A 20,672-nucleotide genomic window follows, 5' to 3' on the forward strand; every position below is an offset into this window, starting at 1 on the left:
AATAAGTAATATTTGCAGAATATGAAAAAGAATTTTATAAAATACATAGCTGCATTGGCTGTAGCTCCAATGTTGTTGTCTTCTTGTAGTGATGACTTTCTGAATGAGATTGATCCTAACCGTCAGACTCCGACCACTTTTTGGACATCCGAGGATAATGTGATGAAAGGCTTGTCCGCAGTTTATAATCCTTTCCGCCGTATGACCAGTGGATATTATGGTGGGTTGGAAGGCATCATGCATCTTCAGATGCGCGGTGACGACCTTTACCCCACTCGTGGAGAAGAACCTTATATTTGGGAATATTTGTCGTTTGTCAACACAACGAATACAAAGGATTTGAGCTGGGGAAACATCTATGAAGGCATTCAGATGGCAAACGAATTCATATATCGTGCGGCTACGGTTGATATGGACGAAACCAAACGTGAGCAAATGATAGGTGAGGCTTATTTCTTACGTGGATTCTGGTACTTCCGTTTGCGTACTGATTATCGTGATGCGGTTATCCGTACTCTCCCGCAGGATGCAGATCCGGAAACTCATGGACTGTCTAGCGGTGATGAAGTGCTGGAACAGGCTATTTCAGACTTTAAGGAAGCCAAGTCTCGTTTGCCTAAACTTCGTTCAAGCGATGAGAACGGTCGTGTAACTCAAGGTGCGGCTATTGCCATGTTGGGTAAAGCTTATATCTGGAAAGGGGATTATCAGGCCGCTAAGGATGAGTTTGAAATTATAATGAATGGTTATGGTTACGATTTGACTCAAAAGTATGAGGACAACTTCCGTGACGATACGGAATTTAATGCTGAATCTATTTGGGAAATCAATTATGATGCCAAAGGTAATTCGGGTGACTCTTGGGGCAATGGCACTAGTGACGACTCGTTTATGGGAAACAACCTTGCTCATTATTTTGGTCCGACACTGAAAGGTGAGAATATTGGCGGTGGTTGGTATAAGATGCAACCTTCTCCCTATTTGATAAAAGAATTCATTTCCGAACAGCGTCCGGAAGGCTCTGATTCCAAATGGGATAAGCGTTTATACACTACGTGCTTCTTTAAATACTCTGATTTCGGTGATGTGAAACCGGATGAAAAATTCTATGGTGGTAAAGTGGAATTTGATGATATGTTTAAATGGACGGTACTGCCCGAAGGCGATGGCAAATATGGTATTGCCAAGCAAGGATATGCTCCTGCTTATCCGGTTATCGAGGGTGTTCAAGGGCGTTTCATGATGAAGAAGTTTGCAGCTTGGTGGGTTCCCACAGGATGTACGATGTATTCTAACGATGCCGGACGTATCAACAATTTACGTATTATGCGCTTTGCAGAAGTTTTGTTGCTCCACGCTGAGGCTTGTCTGGAAACCAATGATGAAAGCGGAGCAATGAAAGATATTAACCGGATTCGTGTACGTGCCGGGTTGCCGGAGAAAAACTTGAGTGGAAAAGATGCTATAATGACAGAACTCCAGAAACAGAAATTGCTGGAATTTGCCGGAGAGAATATACGTTGGGATGATATGGTTCGTTGGTACGGAAATGATCCTGCTAAGTTGAAAGCTATCATGCACGAACGCAAGACCGATTCTCAACATTATGAATTGCTTTACGAAGAAAATGAAAGTGGTGAAAAGGAATTGGTAGGATATAAACCGACAGACCGCATTTCGGATACACAAGGATTTGACCATTTTGAAGCTAAATTCTTGTACTTCCCGATACCTCAGGCAGAGGTGGACGCTAATTTGAATTTGGAGCAAAAGCCGGAATGGAGATGATTGTATTGAACTGATAATTAAAAAGTATGAGAGGGAGGGGGATCTCTCCCTCTATAAAAACAATGAAGCCAAATGAAAAGGAAAGGATATTATTTATGCTCTTTGTTGGTTATGATATTTGTATTTTTGTCATGTCGTGATGAAGAACAGGATTGTACCCAAGCTATGCAGGATATACAAAACCAGTTGAAGGAAAATGATTTATTGAAATCTGTTTCTCAGGAACGTGAACAATGTGTTTTGTTATTCGAGTCCAATAAGATAATTTTTCCGCAAGAGTTAATCCAAAGTGTAGATGTGGATGCGGAAAACTGGAAAACGACTTTGACATTTGCCAATGGAAGCACTTATGTTATACCTACCTTAGGTACTTCGATTGACAACTTGATATTGAGTTCTACAGTCAATCCTTCCGGTTGCAATCCATTATCGGCCAGTGTAGTTGTAAAATTACCTGTATTGGGACGCATTAAACTGATTGTACACAGCAAACCGGGAAAGCATACGCCTGACGTGGAATATACATTTAAAGATGTGGGATTAAAACAGAATATTCCGGTATTGGGACTTTATCCCAATTATAATAACCAGATCACTTTAATTTATACAGATTTGCAAGGAAATGAACGTGCTCGGTCCAATCTAAAGCTTCAGACGAAAACATTGGAAAGCAGAAGGCTGCCTAAGGAAATCAGAGTGGTAAAGGCTCAATATGACCGAATGGAGCCAGGCATGAATTTGGTAAACTCCCCCGGACAGGATGAAACAGACACTTCTATCCCTTATATGATAGATGCAGACGGAGAAATCCGTTGGATTCTTGATTGGGAGAAGTCGGATGAACATCGATATATCGGAATCGGGTGCGGATTGATCCGGATGCAGAACGGACATTATATGACCGGTGACGGAAACCATCATCGGATGGTGGAGGTGGATATGATGGGAAATACAATTCATAATTGGGATATGCTGGAAAGGGGATACACTATGCATCATGCCATATCTCAAGATAAGCAAGGCAATATATTAGCGACTGTGAGCAAGACTTCCGCTAAAATCGCCAATGGGAAAGATGTACGGATAAATGATTTTATTATTATGATGGATCCCGAAAAAGGGGAGATATTGCAAGAATGGGATTTGGTGCACATGTTGGATTCGGCTCGCTATGGAATGACCGATTATGATCTAACCTCAGACCCTTTTGCACAAAGTGCCAGTAATTGGGCGCATAATAATGGTATAGTAGAGTGGGGAGATGATTATCTGGCTACAGCTCGTTATCAAGGAATCTTTAAGTTTAATAAAGCTGGAGGTATTGAGTGGATTATATCGCCTCATGGGTATTGGAGAGATAAATACTTGAAATTATTATTGAATCCTCTTCATGCCGACGGGACTCCTATTACTGATCCTGAGGTGATAGCCGGAACGAAGAATTGTGATGATTTTGAATGGCCTTGGGGATGTCATACAGCTGTCCCATTACCTAATGGACACATTCTTTATTTCAATAATGGTTATGGGCGTAACTTCAAACTGGATTTTACAGACAGGAAAAATATTTATACTTGCGGCATAGAATATGAAGTGGATGAAGTGAACCGTACGGTTCGCCAAGTTTGGCAGTATGGAAAAGAGCGTGGTGCCGCGTATTTTACTCCGGCCCGTTCCGGGGTGCAATATTTGGAACAAACGGGTAACAGATTAATTTGTCCGGGAATGAGCAATGTGCTTAGCAATGGCAATCGTGGTGCACGTGTGACAGAAGTAGATCCTGAAACACAGGATGTTGTGTTTGAGTTGGAATTGGAAGATGCGATTTACCAGCGGGTTTACCGTATGTCTCTTTATCCTGAGAACCAATAACAACACTGTATAGAATATGATTGATTTTTGATAAAATAGTATAATTCTAGATGCTTGGATAGCATTCTTTTACTGTAAAAGATGGATTGATAACAATGAAAAGAAAATAAGATATGAACGGATATTTCAAAAAACAAATAGAAGCATTGCGCCAACGCCATGAAGCGTTGTTGCAACGTCCTAATGAAATGCAGGAAGAAACGAACGGTGTCATCCGCCGTTATGTTTATCCGGTACTGACACGCCAGCATATTCCCCTGGAATGGCGTTATGACTTCAACCCTGCCACCAACCCTTGTTGTATGGAGCGTATCGGCTTTAATGCTACCATGAACAGTGGTGCCCTGAAATGGAACGGAAAGTATCTGATGGTGGTCCGTGTGGAGGGAGCAGACCGGAAGTCGTTCTTTGCCATAGCCGAAAGCCCTAACGGGGTGGACAATTTCCACTTTTGGAAACGTCCGCTGGTATTGCCCGATGTGGATCCGGCGGAAACCAATGTGTACGATATGCGTCTTACCGCTCACCAGGATGGATGGATTTATGGTATCTTTTGCAGCGAACGCCATGATGACAAGGCACCGGTGGGAGATCTGTCGGCGGCGGTGGCAAAGGCGGGAATCGTACGCACGCGCAATCTGGTGGACTGGGAACGGTTGCCCGACTTGAAAGCGGCGAGCCAACAGCGCAATGTGGTGTTGCATCCCGAATTTGTGAATGGGAAATATGCCCTTTACACCCGTCCGCAGGATGATTTTATTAATGCCGGAAATGGGGGAGGAATAGGATGGGCGTTGATAGACGACATCACCCGGGCGGAGGTGAAGGAGGAAATGATAATAAACCACCGTTATTATCACACGATCAAAGAGGTGAAGAACGGAGAGGGACCGCACCCCATCCGCACCTCCCAAGGATGGCTGCACCTGGCGCACGGAGTACGCGGATGTGCCGCCGGACTGCGCTATGTGCTCTATCTCTATATGACCGCAGCCGATGAACCGTGGCGCGTCATAGCTGAACCAGCCGGCTATCTGCTGGCTCCGCTGGCGGGGGAAAGGGTGGGCGATGTGTCCAATGTGCTTTTCTCGAACGGATGGATAGCCGATGACGACGGTACGGTATACATCTATTATGCCTCCAGCGACACGCGGATGCACGTGGCGGTCTCTACGGTGGATCGCTTGGTGGACTACTGTCTGCACACGCCTGCCGACGGATTGCGTTCCGCAGCTTCAGTGGCAGCGGTGAACGCGCTGATAGATCGCAACGAGGCATTTCTGAACGGGTAAAATAGAAGGAATATAAAGGCATTGATAAGATAAAGTCGTTTTTAATGCGGAATGGCTGTTTTTTAGGTGGAAAGAGAAGTGGATAATGCCATTTATTTTCTTGTCGAAAGGGAATAAATGGCTAATTTTGTAATTATAAACCCAAAATAGATATTGTATGAAAAAGATTGCTTTATGGGCTATGTGCATAGCCGTAATGGTGTTGTCGGGTTGCCGGAAGGCTCCGGAATGGAAAGCGGAACATGTGTTTGTCATCGGTTTGGACGGATGGGGCGCCTACAGTGTGGAAAAGCGGATATGCCGAACGTGAAGGCGTTGATGGATGCCGGATGCTACACGTTGAAAAAACGCAGTGTACTTCCTTCATCCAGTGCTGTAAATTGGGCTTCCATGTTTATGGGGGCAGGTCCTGAACTGCACGGGTACACGGAGTGGGGATCAAGAACACCCGAACTACCCTCGCGTGTGCTGAACGAGCATGGCATTTTCCCCACCGTGTTCAGCGAGTTGCGCAAGGCGGCTCCCGATGCCGAGATGGGCGTACTGTATGAATGGGATGGTATCAAGTATCTGGTAGATACGCTGGCTTTGAACCATCATGCGCAGGCACCCGACTATAACACGCATCCTACGGCTTTGTGTGACATGGCCTGTGAGTATATTACGCAGAAGAAACCGGTGTTGAGTGCTTTCTGTTTCGACAACCCTGACCACGTGGGGCACGGTGACGGACACGATACTCCGGCTTATTATGCCAAACTGAGAGAACTGGACGGCTATGTGGGCCGTATTGTGGATGCCATCAAGGAAGCGGGTATTTATGAAAACAGCATCATTATTGTCACCGCTGATCATGGGGGAATCAATAAGGGACATGGCGGAAAGACCATGGAGGAGATGGAAACGCCGTTCATTATCGCCGGAAAGAACATCAAGAAGGGGGGAGCTTTCGAAGAGAGCATGATGCAGTTTGACTGCGCGTCTACTATAGCATCTGTTTTCAATCTGGAGCAACCGCAGGTGTGGATAGGACGCCCCATGACACAGGTGTTTGAATAAAAGATGAAGCGGATACTATGAAATTGCATATCGTTGATATTCTGATTATTTGTGCTTATCTGATGGTTATTGTCGCCATCGGGTTGTTTTTGAAAAAGAAGGCGGCAAAGAATATGGATTCTTATTTTTTGGGCGGAAAGTCGTTGCCGTTTTATATGTTGGGACTGTCGAATGCATCGGGCATGTTTGATATTACCGGCACCATGCTGATGGTGTATTGGGCTTTTGCTTATGGGTTCAAAAGTCTGTGGATTCCATGGTTGTGGCCCGTGTTCAATCAAATTTTCCTGATGGTCTATCTGTCGGTGTGGCTCCGCCGGAGCAATGTGCTGACGGGCGCCGAATGGATAAAGACCCGTTTCGGGCAGGGGCGGGGGGCTACGCTCTCGCATACTATTGTCATTGTCTTTGCTCTGCTCAGCGTGCTGGGCTTCTTGAGCTACGGGTTTATCGGAATCGGCAAGTTCATGGAGATCTTTTTTCCGTGGGAGGTAGTGTCGCAGTATGTGCCCTGGGATATTCCGGTACAATATGTGCCTCATTTTTACGGCATTTTCTTTACGGCCATTGCTACCTTCTATGTGATGCTGGGCGGTATGCTCAGCATTGTGTGGACGGATGTGGTGCAGTTCCTCATCATGACGGTGGCGGGTGTGGTCATTGCCATTATCGGGATGAACATGGTGACTCCTGAAATGATCCGGGAATTTGTGCCTGCAGGGTGGGAGTCGCCTTTCTTCGGCTGGACGCTGGACATTGACTGGAGTGAACGGATGAGTTTGCTGACGGAACGCATGGCGGACGAGCCTTACAGCCTGATGGGTGTCTTTGTGATGATGGCGTTGCTGAAAGGGATTTTTATGAGCATGGCGGGACCTGCTCCGAACTATGACATGCAGAAGATCCTGTCGTGCAAGTCACCCAAGGAGGCGGCGCTGATGAGCGGTTCGGTATCGGTCATTCTGCTGATTCCGCGTTATCTGATGATTATGGGATTTGCGTTGCTGGCTATCTATTTCTTTAAAGTGGATGGAGGACTGGAACAGATGACGGCTGTCCACACGGATTTCGAAACAATTCTTCCTCACCTGATTACGAAGTATGTGCCGGTGGGGCTGGCGGGTTTGTTACTGGCAGGATTGCTGTCGGCATTCATGTCTACATTCGCTTCTACGGTGAATGCGGCACCGGCCTATGTGGTGAATGATATTTATCTGAAGTATATCAACCCAAGGGCTTCCGTCAGGACACAGATACGGGCGAGTTACCTCGTTTCGGTACTGGTGGTGGTTATCAGTACGGTGATGGGCTTTTTTCTGAAGGACATCAACGAGATTTTCCAGTGGATTGTGGGCGCGTTGTTCGGCGGATATATTGCCGCCAATGTGTTGAAGTGGCACTGGTGGCGGTTTAATGGTGAAGGGTATTTCTGGGGAATGACTTCGGGTGTGGTGGCTGCCATTGTGATGAAGTTCACGGTACCCGATTCGTTGGTACTTTATTTTTTCCCCGTGTTGTTCGGCATTTCGCTGGTGGGTTGTATCGTGGGTACGTACTCGGCACCTCCTACTGACGAGGAGACGCTGGTGAACTTCTATATCCGGGTACGTCCGTGGGGGTGGTGGAAACCGGTGGCGGCCAAGGCGGTAGCACGCTATCCGCAGGTGACGCGCAACCGCCATTTCAAGCGGGATATGTTCAATGTGGCGATTGGTATCGTGTGGCAGTGCTGTCTCACTATTGTGCCCATGTATCTGGTGGTGCGCGGTACGGGGGGACTCATTGCGTCGGTGTTGCTGCTGGTGGTGACCACCGTGGTGTTGAAATATACCTGGTACAGGCCGTTGTGCAGGGAAGAGAAGGAATATGATGAGTTGATGAAACGTATCGGAATGGACTGATAGACAAAAAAGGGTAAATGTGTCAAAACTAAAATGGCTACCCCGCAAAGTTACAGATCGTATTTATAACACTTAAAAAAGGGTCGTATCAAGCTCTGTATTGAGTAATGATACGGCCCTTTCTTTAGCCTTTTAGGATGTTCAAATGCCAGATTATAAGTTCATATTTTCAAAAACAGAGTTTTGACATCCTCTTTTTGTCTGTCAATATCAACCGGAAGGTTTAGCTCACTTCGGGCGGCTCCAGTATGCGGCTGGCGTACTCATGTTGTAGCGGTAGCTCGACACCTTGTTTCATCAGTATTCTTCCGGAGAACATTTTGTTGTCCAGTGGCAGCGGACGGGCATCTTTTCCGGTTTAGTTCCGTGATGCGGTATTGCTTGTCGGCTTTCAGCCTGTCCATGCGGAAACGGGGAACAATCTGATTGCAATAATGCTGAATCTTGTAGGCAAGAACACGGCATGTTTTTTCTGTGGGGTGTAGAGCATCAGTGAGAAAGCACCTCTATCATTGTAAGGCGAGATGAGACGGTATGATAAATTGCCCAGCTGTATCATCGGACGGATTTTCTTGTAGGTAATAATGGCTTCACGTTTTCGGGAACGGACAACGGCAGGGAGGTGTTCGGAGTAGCTATCAGAATATCTTGTTCCTATACCCGGAGCGGAAAGGAAGAGAAGAGGCATAAGTTTGCCGGAAGTAGTTTTTTCATGGGATGGTATTTTTTTGAAGAATAATGATCTGTATGTTTGGAGTTATGCAAAAATGAAAGAAGTTTTTGGCATTTTATGATAGAATATTATTCATGTGGCACTATGTGCGCATTTTATGTAATTATGAGGTGCTTTGCCGCAATAAATATCAAGGAATCTTTTTATCTTTGCGAATATTGGTAATCAGTGCTTAAGTATAAAAAAAGGTTATGGAAAAGAGAGATAAAGAGGAAATGAGCCGCAGGAAGTTTCTGAAGATAGTAGGCGTCAGTGCGGCTGCATCGGCGGCAGCCCTGTATGGTTGTGCATCCGAAGGGAAACCGGCTTCATCCGAGGCTTCTGTATTGGGCGAAGTGCCTGTGGATAAAATGACGTATCGCGTTTCCCCCAAAGGGGAGCGTGTCTCACTTTTAGGATATGGATGTATGCGCTGGCCGTTGAAACCTGCACCGGACAGCGATGGAAATGTGATAGATCAGGATGCGGTGAATGAACTGGTGGATTATGCTATCGCTCATGGAGTGAATTATTTCGATACATCTCCTGTTTATTGCCAAGGGTTTTCTGAAAGAGCCACCGGTGCGGCCTTGAAACGTTATCCCCGCGAAAAGCTCTTGATTGCGACAAAGATGTCCAATTTCCAAAACTATACTCGTGAGAATTCCATCAAGATGTACCATCAGTCGATGAAAGAATTGCAGACGGATTATCTGGATTATTATTTGCTTCATTCCGTAGGTGGAGGGGAAGGGATCAAGACTTTCCATGACCGTTATATTGACAATGGAGTTCTTGACTTTTTACTAAAAGAGCGTGAAGAAGGCCGTATTCGTAATTTGGGATGGTCATTTCACGGATCGGTGGAAGTGTTTGATTATTTGCTGTCGCTGGATGTGAAATGGGATTTTGTGCAAATTCAGATGAACTATGTAGATTGGCGCCATGCTTCGGGTAGAAATGTTAACGCGGAATATTTGTATGGAGAGTTGGCCAAGCGTGGAATTCCGGCTGTGATTATGGAGCCGCTGTTGGGAGGACGTTTGTCTAAACTGAACGACCACCTGGTGGCGCGCTTGAAGCAGCGTCGCCCGGAGAACAGTGTGGCATCGTGGGCGTTCCGTTTTGCCGGTACGTATCCCAACGTGTTGTGTGTGCTGAGTGGAATGACTTATATGGAACATTTGCAGGATAACCTTCGGACTTATTCGCCCTTGGAACCTTTGAATGAGGAAGAAAAAGAGTTCTTGGAAGAAACAGCCCAATTGATGCTGAAGTTCCCTACGATTCCTTGCAATGACTGCAAATATTGTATGCCCTGTCCTTACGGGTTGGATATTCCGGCGATTCTGGTGCATTATAATAAATGTGTCAACGAAGGAAATGTGCCTAAAAGCAGTCAGGATGAGAATTACCGCCGTGCACGGCGTGCTTTCCTGATAGGTTATGATCGTAGTGTGCCCAAACTGCGGCAGGCAAGCCATTGTACCGGATGTAACCAGTGTAATCCGCATTGCCCTCAAAGCATTGATATTCCCAAAGAACTGCATCGCATAGACGCATATGTGGAACAGTTGAAACAAGAGACTTTATAATGGAATGGATAAACATGATAAAATAACGAATGCTTATGTTACGTAAAATAAGACTTGCCGCCGCCCTTTTGTTCTTTACAATGATCACGTTGCTGTTTTTGGATTTTACTGGAACTGTGCATGGTTGGTTTGGCTGGATGGCGAAAATACAGTTCCTTCCTGCCGTGCTGGCATTGAATGTGGGGGTGGTGATAGCCCTTGTTTTGTTGACTCTGCTTTTGGGGCGTGTCTATTGTTCGGTTATCTGTCCGTTAGGGGTGTTTCAAGATATCATTTCCTGGGTTTCGGGAAAGGTAAAGAAGAATCGTTTCCGCTACTCGCCTGCTTTGTCGTGGTTACGCTATGGGGTATTGGCAGTGTTTGTCGTCGCTTTGGTAGCAGGGGCGGTTTCATTGGCGGCGTTGATTGCTCCTTACAGTGCATACGGCCGTATCGTTTCTAACCTGCTGACACCTTTGTATCAGTGGGGGAACAATGTACTTGTCCTATGGGCGGAGCGTGTGGACAGTTATGCTTTTTATTCGGTAGATGTTTGGATGAAAGGTCTTTCTACTTTTGCAGTTGCAGTGGGTACTGTGATTGTGCTTTTTATTTTGGCATGGCGTGGAGGAAGAACTTATTGCAATACCATTTGCCCGGTGGGTACAGTATTGGGATTCTTATCTAGATATTCTTATTTTAAACCGGTTATTGATACGTCTAAATGTAATGGTTGCGGACTTTGTGCTCGTAATTGCAAGTCTTCCTGCATTAATCCCAAAGCACATGAGATTGATTATTCCCGTTGTGTTGCTTGTATGGATTGTCTAGGCAAGTGCCGCCAAGGGGCAATAAAATATGTATCGGGGCAGATGCTTCTGAAGAAACAGGCTCCGGCAAGTGAAGGAGTTGGCAAACGGGTTTCTCAGGCGTCTTTAAACAAAGAAAAGGTAGATACTGCACGGCGTGGGTTCTTTACGGTTTCGGCTTTGATTGCTGCAAGTGTTGCCGTAAAAGCTCAGGAAAAGAAAGTGGATGGCGGTCTGGCTCCTCTTATAGATAAGAAAGTTCCCAAGCGTGCCACTCCTATTGTTCCTGCGGGAGCATTGAGTTTCCGTCATTTTGCGCAGCACTGTACGGCTTGTCAGCTTTGTGTGTCGGTGTGCCCTAATCAGGTATTGCGTCCGTCCGGTGATTTGAAACATCTGATGCAGCCCGAGATGTCTTACGAACGTGGATATTGTCGTCCTGAGTGTGCGAAATGTGCAGAAGTATGTCCTACTGATGCTATTCACTTGGCTGATTTGACAGAGAAGTCATCTGTACAGATTGGTCATGCTGTGTGGGTTGCTCAGAATTGTATAGTGAACACAGATGGGGTAAGTTGTGGAAATTGTGCCCGTCATTGTCCTACGGGGGCTATCTTGATGGTTCCTAAAGATGCCGATGATGGAAAATCACTTAAGATACCGGTTGTGAATACAGAACGTTGCATCGGTTGTGGCGCTTGTGAAAATCTTTGTCCGAGCCGCCCGTTTAGTGCTATTTATGTAGAAGGTCATGAGATGCATCGTATTATCTGAATGAAATAGAAAGGAAGATGGATGAATTAATCAGATTGTTGCATGAAGGCGGCTATTCCTGTGTTATCAGAAAGGAAGAGATCCGTACTTTTACCCAACGCGGGGTAGCCGATTTATATGATTTGCTGAATCAGCATCCGGTCTTTTTGCATGGAGCGCAGGTTGCTGACAAGGTGGTAGGAAAAGCAGCTGCCGCATTGATGGTGCTGGGGGGTGTCCGGGAGGTTTATACGGATATCATCAGTGAGCCTGCATTGGCTGTATTGCACAAGGCGAATATTAGGGTGGAGTGTGTTCAAATAGTTTCTCGTATTTGGAACAGAAACCGGACAGGTTGGTGTCCTTTGGAAACTCTTTGCTATGAGTTGGAATCGCCTGAGGCTATGTATCCGGTGATTCAGAATTTTGTGGAAAGGATGAGGGGCTTCGGAAGCTAACTTCGTGGTTCTTGTCTTGTTTCAAATGTGCTGATGATGCTGTACGTTCGGAGAGTAAACGTTTTGCATATAATCTTAACTAATGTTGTCTGTCAGATGGTTTTCTTCGAAACTTAATGAAATTTTGCTAGGAATTCTTAAATCTTCATTATCTTTGAAGCATAAAACAATAAGATTATGAGTGACCAGATAAAACAAATAGCTGAGCGTCTCCAGGGATTAAGGGACGTTCTGGAACTGACTCCTGATGAAGTGGCTAAAAGTTGCCAGCTTTCAGTGGAAGAGTATTTGGGTATGGAAAGCGGGGAGAAAGATATTTCTGTCAGTGCTTTACAGAAAATAGCCCGTAAATACGGTATTGCATTGGATGTATTAATGTTTGGTGAAGAACCTAAGATGAGTTCTTATTTTCTGACCCGTTGTGGTTCAGGAGTGTCGGTAGAACGGACCAAGGCGTATAAATATCAGTCATTGGCTTCCGGTTTTCGCGGGCGTAAGGCTGATCCTTTTATTGTGACTGTAGAACCGAAACCGGAAAATACTCCGATTCATTTTAACTCACATGAGGGACAAGAATTCAATTTGGTTATTGAAGGAAGAATGTTACTTAATATAAATGGAAAAGAATTGATCTTGAATCCAGGTGACAGTCTTTATTTTGATTCTTCTATTCCACATGGTATGATGGCATTGGATGATAAGACTGTGAAATTCTTGGCAGTAATATTATAATAAATTGAGATTAAAAAGACAGCGTTGTCATTGACTGCAACTATTTCTAATTTTTGGTTCTCAATTTTTAATTGAATAAGATTATGGTAGAAAAATTCTTAGAACAGACCACATTTACCTCACAAGAGGACTTTATAAAGAATTTAAAGATTAAAATCCCTGAAAATTTTAATTTTGGTTATGATATAGTAGATGCCTGGGCTGCCGAAGAACCCGATAAGAAAGCATTGTTATGGACTAATGATAAAGGGGAGCATATACAATATACTTATGCAGACTTGAAAAAGTATACGGATATGACTGCTTCTTATTTTCAGAGCCTTGGTATTGGTCATGGTGATATGGTGATGCTTATTTTAAAGCGTCGTTATGAGTTCTGGTACTCTATTATTGCCTTGCATAAGTTAGGAGCTGTGGTTATTCCTGCAACTCATCTGTTGACAAAAAAGGATATCGTGTATCGTTGTAATGCTGCTGATATCAAGATGATTGTAGCTGCAGGAGAAGATGTGATAACAAAGCATATTATAGATGCCATGCCCGATTGTCCTTCAGTAAGAAAACTGGTCAGTGTAGGACCGGATATTCCGGAGGGTTTTGAAGATTTTCATAAAGGTATTGAAAAAGCTGCTCCTTTTGTCAAACCGGAACATCCCAATACGAATGAAGATACTTCATTAATGTATTTCACTTCGGGCACTACAGGCGAACCTAAGATGGTGGCACATGATTTTACATATCCTTTGGGACATATTGTAACTGCCAGTTTCTGGCATAATTTGCATCGTGACAGTCTTCATCTTACCATTGCCGATACAGGTTGGGGGAAAGCTGTCTGGGGAAAACTTTATGGACAGATGATAGCAGGAGCCAATATTTTTGTGTATGATCATGAGAAATTTACACCGGCAGATATTCTTGGAAAGATTCAGGATTATCATATCACTTCTTTATGTGCTCCTCCCACTATTTATCGTTTTTTAATTAAGGAGGACATTAGTAAATATGATCTTTCTTCTTTGGAATACTGTACTACGGCGGGAGAGGCTTTGAACTATTCTGTATATGAAACGTTCAAGAAAATCACAGGTATTCGTCTGATGGAAGGTTTTGGACAAACGGAAACCACGTTGACTTTAGGTACTTTTCCCTGGATGGAGCCTAAACCTGGAAGTATGGGGGTACCTAATCCTCAATATGATATAGATTTGTTGACTCACGACGGGCGTTCTGCTGAAGATGGAGAACAAGGTCAGATTGTTATTCGTACAGATAGGGGTAAACCATTGGGATTGTTCAAAGAATATTATCGTGCTTCGGAATTAACGGAAGATGCTTGGCATGATGGTATTTATTATACAGGTGATGTGGCTTGGCGTGATGAGGATGGTTATTTTTGGTTTGTAGGTCGTGCTGATGATGTGATCAAGAGTTCGGGTTATCGTATAGGCCCGTTCGAGGTGGAAAGTGCTTTGATGACTCATCCGGCTGTTGTGGAATGTGCGATTACCGGTGTGCCTGATGAAATCCGTGGTCAGGTGGTAAAGGCGACGATTGTCCTTTCTAAAACTTTTAAGGGTAAGGAAGGACCTGAGTTGGTAAAGGAGTTACAAGATCATGTGAAGCGTGTGACTGCTCCGTACAAGTACCCACGTGTCATAGAGTTTGTAGAAGAACTTCCAAAGACCATCAGTGGAAAGATTCGTCGCGTGGAAATCCGTGAAAAGGATAAATAATCAGTTGTGGACTGATCGGAGTTTTATTGGTAAAATAATTAAAAATGAAAAAGGTTTTACTTCTTGTGTTTTTAAGTCTGGCTTGGCTATCAGTAAGTGCGCAAGCTTTGGTTCCTATTACATGGACAGCCTATGGTCTGACTTTTGAGGCTCCAAAAGGGATTTTGGTGGAGGAGGATACAGAGGAGACTTTTCTTCTGAACAATTCCAAGTTTTATATCACCATTCAGTCTTTGGATTCGGATGGTATGACAAAAAGTGACTTGAAAAGTGTATTAAAAGACTATGCCAATGATGACGGGGTGAAAGACCAGTCGGCAGTGCAGGAGTTTGAGTTACCACAGTTTTTCGGTACTTATTTAAGAGGGAGCTGCGAAACAGATCATTGCCTTTATGCTTGTTTGATGACTAAGACGGCAGGTAGTGGATTTTATATATCTATTATCTATAGCAAGGAAAATGAAAATATTGCCGAAAAAATACTGAAAAGTTTTATAATGGAGGAATAAACAAAAGAGCGTTAATGCTTGTTTCTTAGATAAGAGAGCGTTCAAAATTTACCAGAAAATTACTAGATTATTAATAGCAAATGAAAGGGCTGTCTTCGTGAGAAGGTAGTCCTTCTTTTTTGTGTAGTTATGAATGTTAAAGGACTCTATGATCCATGTGTAATATGCTTTGCCGGCATCAGAAAATCAAATGATTTTGGGCATAATAAGGGACACTCATAGAATATAAGTTAGCCAACTAATTCGCAATACTTTAAGTATGAATTAGCTGGCTAACTTATATTCTATGAATGTCCTAGGTTAAGACATTAACGTCCGGTCCACCATAAAGGAGTGATGATATTATCTGAGCCTCCTAACAACTCTACAGCTTGTTTATAGCCTTCGGGATCTGCATTCTCCAGACTGGAAGGATATCGCATACGTTGTGGATAAAATTCCCACTTCTGTCCGTCTTTCCAAGAATTAGGATTCCAAGCATTAACCATGTCTGAACCAGTCATTGAACTTTCGTTTGCAGGAATCTCAAAGAATGGTAATCCCAAACGGCGGAAATCCGACCACATTTCCAATACCAAATACGGAGTTTGTGCAATGAATTTTTGAGTGATAATTTTAGTCAAGTGGTCATTCAATGCTTTTCCATATAAAGTTTTAGAAGCTGTAGGATATTCATAAGTAACAGTTTTCTGTTCTTTGCTGTATCCATCCACATAAGTCATTTGTTCAGCAGTCGGTTCAGTGGTATGATCAAATTTGACTGAAGTACCTACACGATTATAGTTGGTGGAATTCAGATAATCATTCACATATTCGCTAACACCAAAGTATTCAAAACTAGCTTTAATACCGTTCTCATAGGCTTCTTTTGCTGTTGTTCCAGTGTTCCAACCATACAATGAAGCTTCTGCTAACAAGAAATAAGTTTCCCATGCTGCAAAGAATATGCGAGATTTGCCCTGACAATAGTCTTTACCCAACATTGGAAGAGTACAGCCGGGGCCATATCCATTTGTCACCAGTTGGTTATAAGCCAAGGTTGGCGACCATCCACCGCGCGAACCAGCGGGATAACCATTCCAACAACGAGTTGCATCAATCTTTATTTCCCCAGGATTATCCTTATTAGGAATCGGATTCCCGTTTTCGTCTACTGTGTAAAGAACGAAATCTTTAGCTGTTCTATCATTATATTTATCTATGTAGTTCTCAGCATTTTCATCATCAGGTAAACAGAATATCTTTAATGCACGCGGATCAAGATTTTCCGGCATACCATCCAGCCAATATTGTTTAGTAGGATTATCTGTATTAGCAACATAATGTCTGTCATATTTAATACCTAAATAATTAGCTGGTTTAACATAACTAGCCAAATCGGAACGTTGTTCTGTTACTTTAATACCACCTAAATTGGTCAGAAGATTAGCAACTGTTGAGGAAAGAACCTGATCGTCAAATGAACGGGTATATACTCCGGAAAAGACATCCCATCCATCATTTTCTTTTACTGCAAACATCTCATCAGCCGTTAAAATCTTGTTACCTTTAGCCGCATCCTCAAATTCGGTCTGCGCAGTTGCCTTGTCGATGTTTGATAAACGCATAGCCAGACGCATACGGAGTGAATTTGCATATTTCTGCCACTTCACAGGATCATATTTTACATTGTCAAACGGGTCGCATTTACCTTCTGCCTCAACAGGTAGGACAGAGGTGTTGATAGCTGCTGCGGCTTCTTTCAACTCCTTTAAAATGAATTCATAATCATCTTTCTCTGAGTTGAAAACAGGATTTTCCCCTAGGAAACTTTCAATAGGATAAGGTCCGAAATTATCGACAAACTCACTGATAAGATAGGCACGCCAAATACGGGCAAACTGCTTTACGTTCGGGAAAAATTCTTTTTCATGTGCAGTGGTAGTGGCCGCTTCGAGTTGGTTCTCTACTGCTGTAATAGCCAACGTCGCATTTTTAATACTGGCGCTGAGATCAGGATAATAATAAGCAGATGTATAATCATCACTATAGCGGCCTACGTTCAGAAAACTCATTTCTCCACAAATTCTGGCAGCACTAGCCCAATTATAGACTACTATACGTTCTGCAGTACCGGGATTCATCTGTGCCTGTCCTATAGAATTATTCAATGCATATTGAGGTTTTACATATTCCTCACCGGCAGCTGTGGGATTGGTATTGACTTCATCAAAGTCAGAGCAGGAAACTAATCCGGCGCAAAAGCCAAGCCCCAAAAATAATTTATTCATTGTTTTCATTGTTCTTTTTCTTTTTTATGATTAGAAACCAAGAGTCACATTAAACAGGTAAGAACGTGATGTCGGAGCTGACGAGTTCTCCAAACCTGTTGCATTAGTGCTTGTAGCATATACTGATTCCGGATCAATACCATCCAAATGGCTTGAAATCATCCATACATTATTCACAGTGAAACCAAGCTTAACCTGTTGGAACGGGGTCTTTTTCAACATAGATGACGGGAAACGGTAACTCAAGGCGATGTTACGCAAACGGATGTTGGTAGCATCATAAATATAAGCTTCCGAAATGCCGGCGCGACCTGTAGCCAAAGCTTTGTAATAACGTTCTAAAGAAACACTTTGATCATTTACCTTATAACCGTTACCATCTTTGATAACTCCCGCTACAACGATATCCTCACGTTTACCGCCTGGAGCAGTACATTCGGCAATACCACTACGTTGCAAGTTCATATTAGTGAATGAGAAAATATCGCCACCAAAACGTCCGTCAATCAGGAAACTAAGTGTGAAGTTTTTATAATTAAATGTATTTGTCCATCCTAATAGGAAGTCAGGCTGTTGTTCACCAATCTTATGCTTGTCACTAGTGGCCTGTGGCAGTCCTGATTCATTGAGTAATAATTGTCCTTTAAATTCTCCTTCTTCTACTCGTTGATATTTGGTACCCCAGATTTCACCATAAGCACCTCCCGCAACTGCATAAACCTGTAATGCGTCAGAACCTCCTAAAGCATACTGCATACCTGGTTTTCCCGGTAATAATTCAATAATCTTACTCTTGTTCTGAGAGAAGTTCAACTGAGTATCCCAACTAAATTGAGCTGTTTCGATAGGGCGTGCATTCAACATGATTTCAATACCGGTATTTTGAATGTTACCTGCATTTACTTTCATGTTATCATAACCGGAAAGGTTATTTAAAGGAATATTCATTAACTGGCGTTTTGCGTTTGTCTTGTACCATGCAAAGTCAACTCCTAAACGGTTATTGAAGAATTTCAATTCAGCACCGGCTTCCCAAGAAGTAATCAACTCGCTGCGTACATCTGCATCGTATTTGGTTTTTCCTTGTCCGGCAGTTGTATTGCCATTAGGGTCTGAACCAATACTATATGTATTATATAACTGATATGCATCCATATCGTTACCTACTTGTGCAAAAGATGCACGTGCTTTAGCATAAGTAAACCATTCGGGCATGCCTTTGCCTACTTTACCCACCATATCACTGATCACCCATGACAATGAAACAGACGGATAGAAGAATGAACGGTTTTCTTTATTCAAAGCTGATGACCAGTCATTACGGAAAGTTGCATCCAAGAATGCCCAACCATTATAGTTGATCCCAAGAGTTCCATACAAAGAATTGATTTTTTTATGAATATAGGTTTCGGTTATTGACAAATCTTTTTTGTCACCATTGGCTAAAGAGAATAAATCGGGAGCAGTCAATTTTCCCATAGCATTATCCAAACCTGTAGATTTTCTTTCCATTAAGTTACCACCAAAAGAGAAATTACCACCAAATTTTCCAAACAATTCATCTTTATGGCCACTGATCAAAAAGCTGAAATTATTTTCGAAGAACTTTTTCTCACTAGTGCTGTAACGGCTGTTCTTATTATTAGTAGGACTTCCTGCATACAATTTCTCTTCACCCTCAGTGAAATACATATCACTACCGGCTTTGATTTCAGCATCCAGCCAATCTGTAAATTTGTACTTCAATGATCCGTTCATCAGGAAACGATTGCGACTGTCTTTATTGGGATTATAATCTTTAGACCAATAAGGGTTGATACCCCCTTTACTCCACCAGATCATTTCGCCGAATTCGTCTTTGACAGGGCTGGAAAAGTCACGGATGTCAATAGTCGTAGGCATATTGAAAATAGTATAAAATGCATTATTCCCACGTGCACCACTGATAGGGCGGTTTTCTGCGAGGGTATTGATGTATTGTACTTTTGCATCAATACTCCAACGATCATCTTTACCAAAAGTAGAAGATGCACGCAAAGTTAAGTTTGTACGGCTTAAGTTAGCACCCGGTATCATGCTGGAGTCATCCATACGATTCAATGAGGTGTAAATGGATGTTTTATCATACTGCTGCTGGAATGATATGCTTTCTGATAAGTTCACACCTGTATCAAAGAAATTTTTTACGTTATCAAAGATTTGCATATTTGCAGTTGTACCATCCCATTTTGTGTAGCTTTGCCCTGTTACTTCAGGTCCCCAGCTATAGCCGTTAGTTGAGTCGAACACGCCATTCTCACCTTGTCCAAAGGCTTTTTGGCGTTTAGGGAGCATAAATGTTGTCTCAGCGGAAACTGAACCAGAGATGGTGATACCCAAACCTTCACGCTTTGTTCCTTTTTTAGTTGTAATCAAAATAACACCATTACCGGCACGAGAACCATAAAGAGCAGCAGCTGACGCACCTTTCAACACAGACATGGACTCAATATCTTCAGCATTAATATCTGAAAGTCCATTACCCATATCCAATGTCGGGTTATCAATATCATTATTACTTGCTCCTGTAAAGTTATCCATTGGCACACCATCGACAACAATTAACGGCTGGTTCAAACCTGTTACAGAATTCGCACCACGAAGCTGGATTTTGGAAGAACCGCCAGGACCATTGCTTGAACGGATAATCTGGACACCTGAAACTTTACCTGTCAAAGCATTTGCGAGGTTCGTTTCACGAGCTTCAAGTAACGCGTCACCTTTTACCTCCTGCATGGCATAACCCAGTGCTTTTTTCTCACGTTTGATACCAAGAGCAGTCACTACAACTTCACCCAATGTTTGTGTGTCATCCTGTAAAGTTACATTCATGGGTTGTCCATCCCAAGGAATCTCTACTGTTTGATAACCTACAAATGAAATTTGAATGATATCCCCTTTTTTCACATTGGATAAAGAGAAGTCGCCATCAAGTCCGGTTATCGTACCATTAGTCGTACCTTTCACTACTACAGACGCACCGATAACGGTTTCACCTGTAGCGTCTACTACAACTCCTGTACAAGCTCCATTTTGTTGTGTGATTTTCACATCGGCAACGCCGGGATTGGCGACCGCGTATGCTGCTCCGGTAGAGGCACCCATTAGGAACAGCAACATACTGACTGATTTTAGTCGTTTTAACATAGCTGTGATTTTTTTTAAAGT

Annotated in this window: 13 protein-coding genes and 1 pseudogene; 11 read left to right on the top strand and 3 right to left on the bottom strand. The window is 43.2% G+C overall.

What is annotated here, in order from left to right; genetic code table 11:
- The first annotated feature begins 21 nt into the window (after positions 1 to 21).
- From AB5062_RS12040 to AB5062_RS12060, 5 genes and pseudogenes are all read left to right on the top strand, one after another.
- A complete protein-coding gene (locus AB5062_RS12040; protein WP_008667554.1) occupies positions 22 to 1,788 on the top strand; it encodes a RagB/SusD family nutrient uptake outer membrane protein in 1,767 nt (588 codons plus the stop codon).
- Between the two features lie 72 nt (positions 1,789 to 1,860).
- Positions 1,861 to 3,660 carry an aryl-sulfate sulfotransferase gene (locus tag AB5062_RS12045; RefSeq protein WP_011964815.1) on the top strand — a complete coding sequence of 600 codons (1,800 nt, stop codon included), beginning with the start codon at positions 1,861 to 1,863 and terminating at the stop codon, positions 3,658 to 3,660.
- A 113-nt stretch (positions 3,661 to 3,773) separates the two neighbouring features.
- Positions 3,774 to 4,952 carry a glycosidase gene (locus AB5062_RS12050; RefSeq protein ID WP_117596915.1) on the top strand — a complete coding sequence of 393 codons (1,179 nt, stop codon included), beginning with the start codon at positions 3,774 to 3,776 and terminating at the stop codon, positions 4,950 to 4,952.
- A gap of 157 nt (positions 4,953 to 5,109) precedes the next feature.
- Positions 5,110 to 6,011: pseudogene (locus tag AB5062_RS12055) on the top strand (alkaline phosphatase).
- A 17-nt stretch (positions 6,012 to 6,028) separates the two neighbouring features.
- Complete coding sequence (locus AB5062_RS12060; protein WP_117848993.1) at positions 6,029 to 7,912, top strand: sodium:solute symporter family protein; 1,884 nt, start codon at positions 6,029 to 6,031, stop codon at positions 7,910 to 7,912.
- Between the two features lie 391 nt (positions 7,913 to 8,303).
- On the opposite strand, the gene AB5062_RS12065 is transcribed toward AB5062_RS12060, so the two are convergent.
- Positions 8,304 to 8,600 carry a hypothetical protein gene (locus AB5062_RS12065; RefSeq protein WP_041174395.1) on the bottom strand — a complete coding sequence of 99 codons (297 nt, stop codon included), beginning with the start codon at positions 8,598 to 8,600 and terminating at the stop codon, positions 8,304 to 8,306.
- 236 nt (positions 8,601 to 8,836) lie between these two features.
- Here AB5062_RS12065 and AB5062_RS12070 point away from each other — a divergent pair, with 236 nt between their 5' ends.
- The 6 genes from AB5062_RS12070 to AB5062_RS12095 all read left to right on the top strand — a co-directional run bounded on the left by AB5062_RS12070 (position 8,837) and on the right by AB5062_RS12095 (position 15,195).
- On the top strand, positions 8,837 to 10,219 hold the full coding sequence (locus AB5062_RS12070) for an aldo/keto reductase (RefSeq protein ID WP_005841075.1): 1,383 nt from the start codon (positions 8,837 to 8,839) through the stop codon (positions 10,217 to 10,219).
- A 35-nt stretch (positions 10,220 to 10,254) separates the two neighbouring features.
- The gene (locus AB5062_RS12075) at positions 10,255 to 11,781 is read left to right on the top strand and encodes a 4Fe-4S binding protein (RefSeq protein ID WP_032946243.1); all 1,527 of its coding nucleotides are present in this window, start codon (positions 10,255 to 10,257) and stop codon (positions 11,779 to 11,781) included.
- 17 nt (positions 11,782 to 11,798) lie between these two features.
- On the top strand, positions 11,799 to 12,218 hold the full coding sequence (locus AB5062_RS12080) for a DUF1893 domain-containing protein (protein ID WP_016271644.1): 420 nt from the start codon (positions 11,799 to 11,801) through the stop codon (positions 12,216 to 12,218).
- 177 nt (positions 12,219 to 12,395) lie between these two features.
- Positions 12,396 to 12,950 (top strand): helix-turn-helix domain-containing protein, encoded by a 555-nt coding sequence (locus AB5062_RS12085; protein WP_005841081.1) that lies wholly within the window; start codon positions 12,396 to 12,398, stop codon positions 12,948 to 12,950.
- An 83-nt stretch (positions 12,951 to 13,033) separates the two neighbouring features.
- On the top strand, positions 13,034 to 14,686 hold the full coding sequence (locus AB5062_RS12090; protein ID WP_005850772.1) for an AMP-binding protein: 1,653 nt from the start codon (positions 13,034 to 13,036) through the stop codon (positions 14,684 to 14,686).
- A gap of 44 nt (positions 14,687 to 14,730) precedes the next feature.
- Positions 14,731 to 15,195, top strand: a complete 465-nt coding sequence (locus AB5062_RS12095; RefSeq protein ID WP_005841085.1) for a hypothetical protein — start codon at positions 14,731 to 14,733, stop codon at positions 15,193 to 15,195.
- Positions 15,196 to 15,503: 308 nt separating this feature from the next.
- On the opposite strand, the gene AB5062_RS12100 is transcribed toward AB5062_RS12095, so the two are convergent.
- Together AB5062_RS12100 and AB5062_RS12105 are read right to left on the bottom strand one after the other, a co-directional pair.
- Positions 15,504 to 17,474 (bottom strand): SusD/RagB family nutrient-binding outer membrane lipoprotein, encoded by a 1,971-nt coding sequence (locus AB5062_RS12100; protein WP_005841087.1) that lies wholly within the window; start codon positions 17,472 to 17,474, stop codon positions 15,504 to 15,506.
- Positions 17,475 to 17,495: 21 nt separating this feature from the next.
- Positions 17,496 to 20,651, bottom strand: a complete 3,156-nt coding sequence (locus AB5062_RS12105) for a SusC/RagA family TonB-linked outer membrane protein (RefSeq protein WP_016271641.1) — start codon at positions 20,649 to 20,651, stop codon at positions 17,496 to 17,498.
- Positions 20,652 to 20,672 lie beyond the last annotated feature (21 nt).

Origin of the sequence: Phocaeicola sp. RTP21359st1_B8_RTP21360_211022, from assembly GCF_040911965.1 — a bacterium.
GTDB lineage: Bacteria > Bacteroidota > Bacteroidia > Bacteroidales > Bacteroidaceae > Phocaeicola > Phocaeicola vulgatus.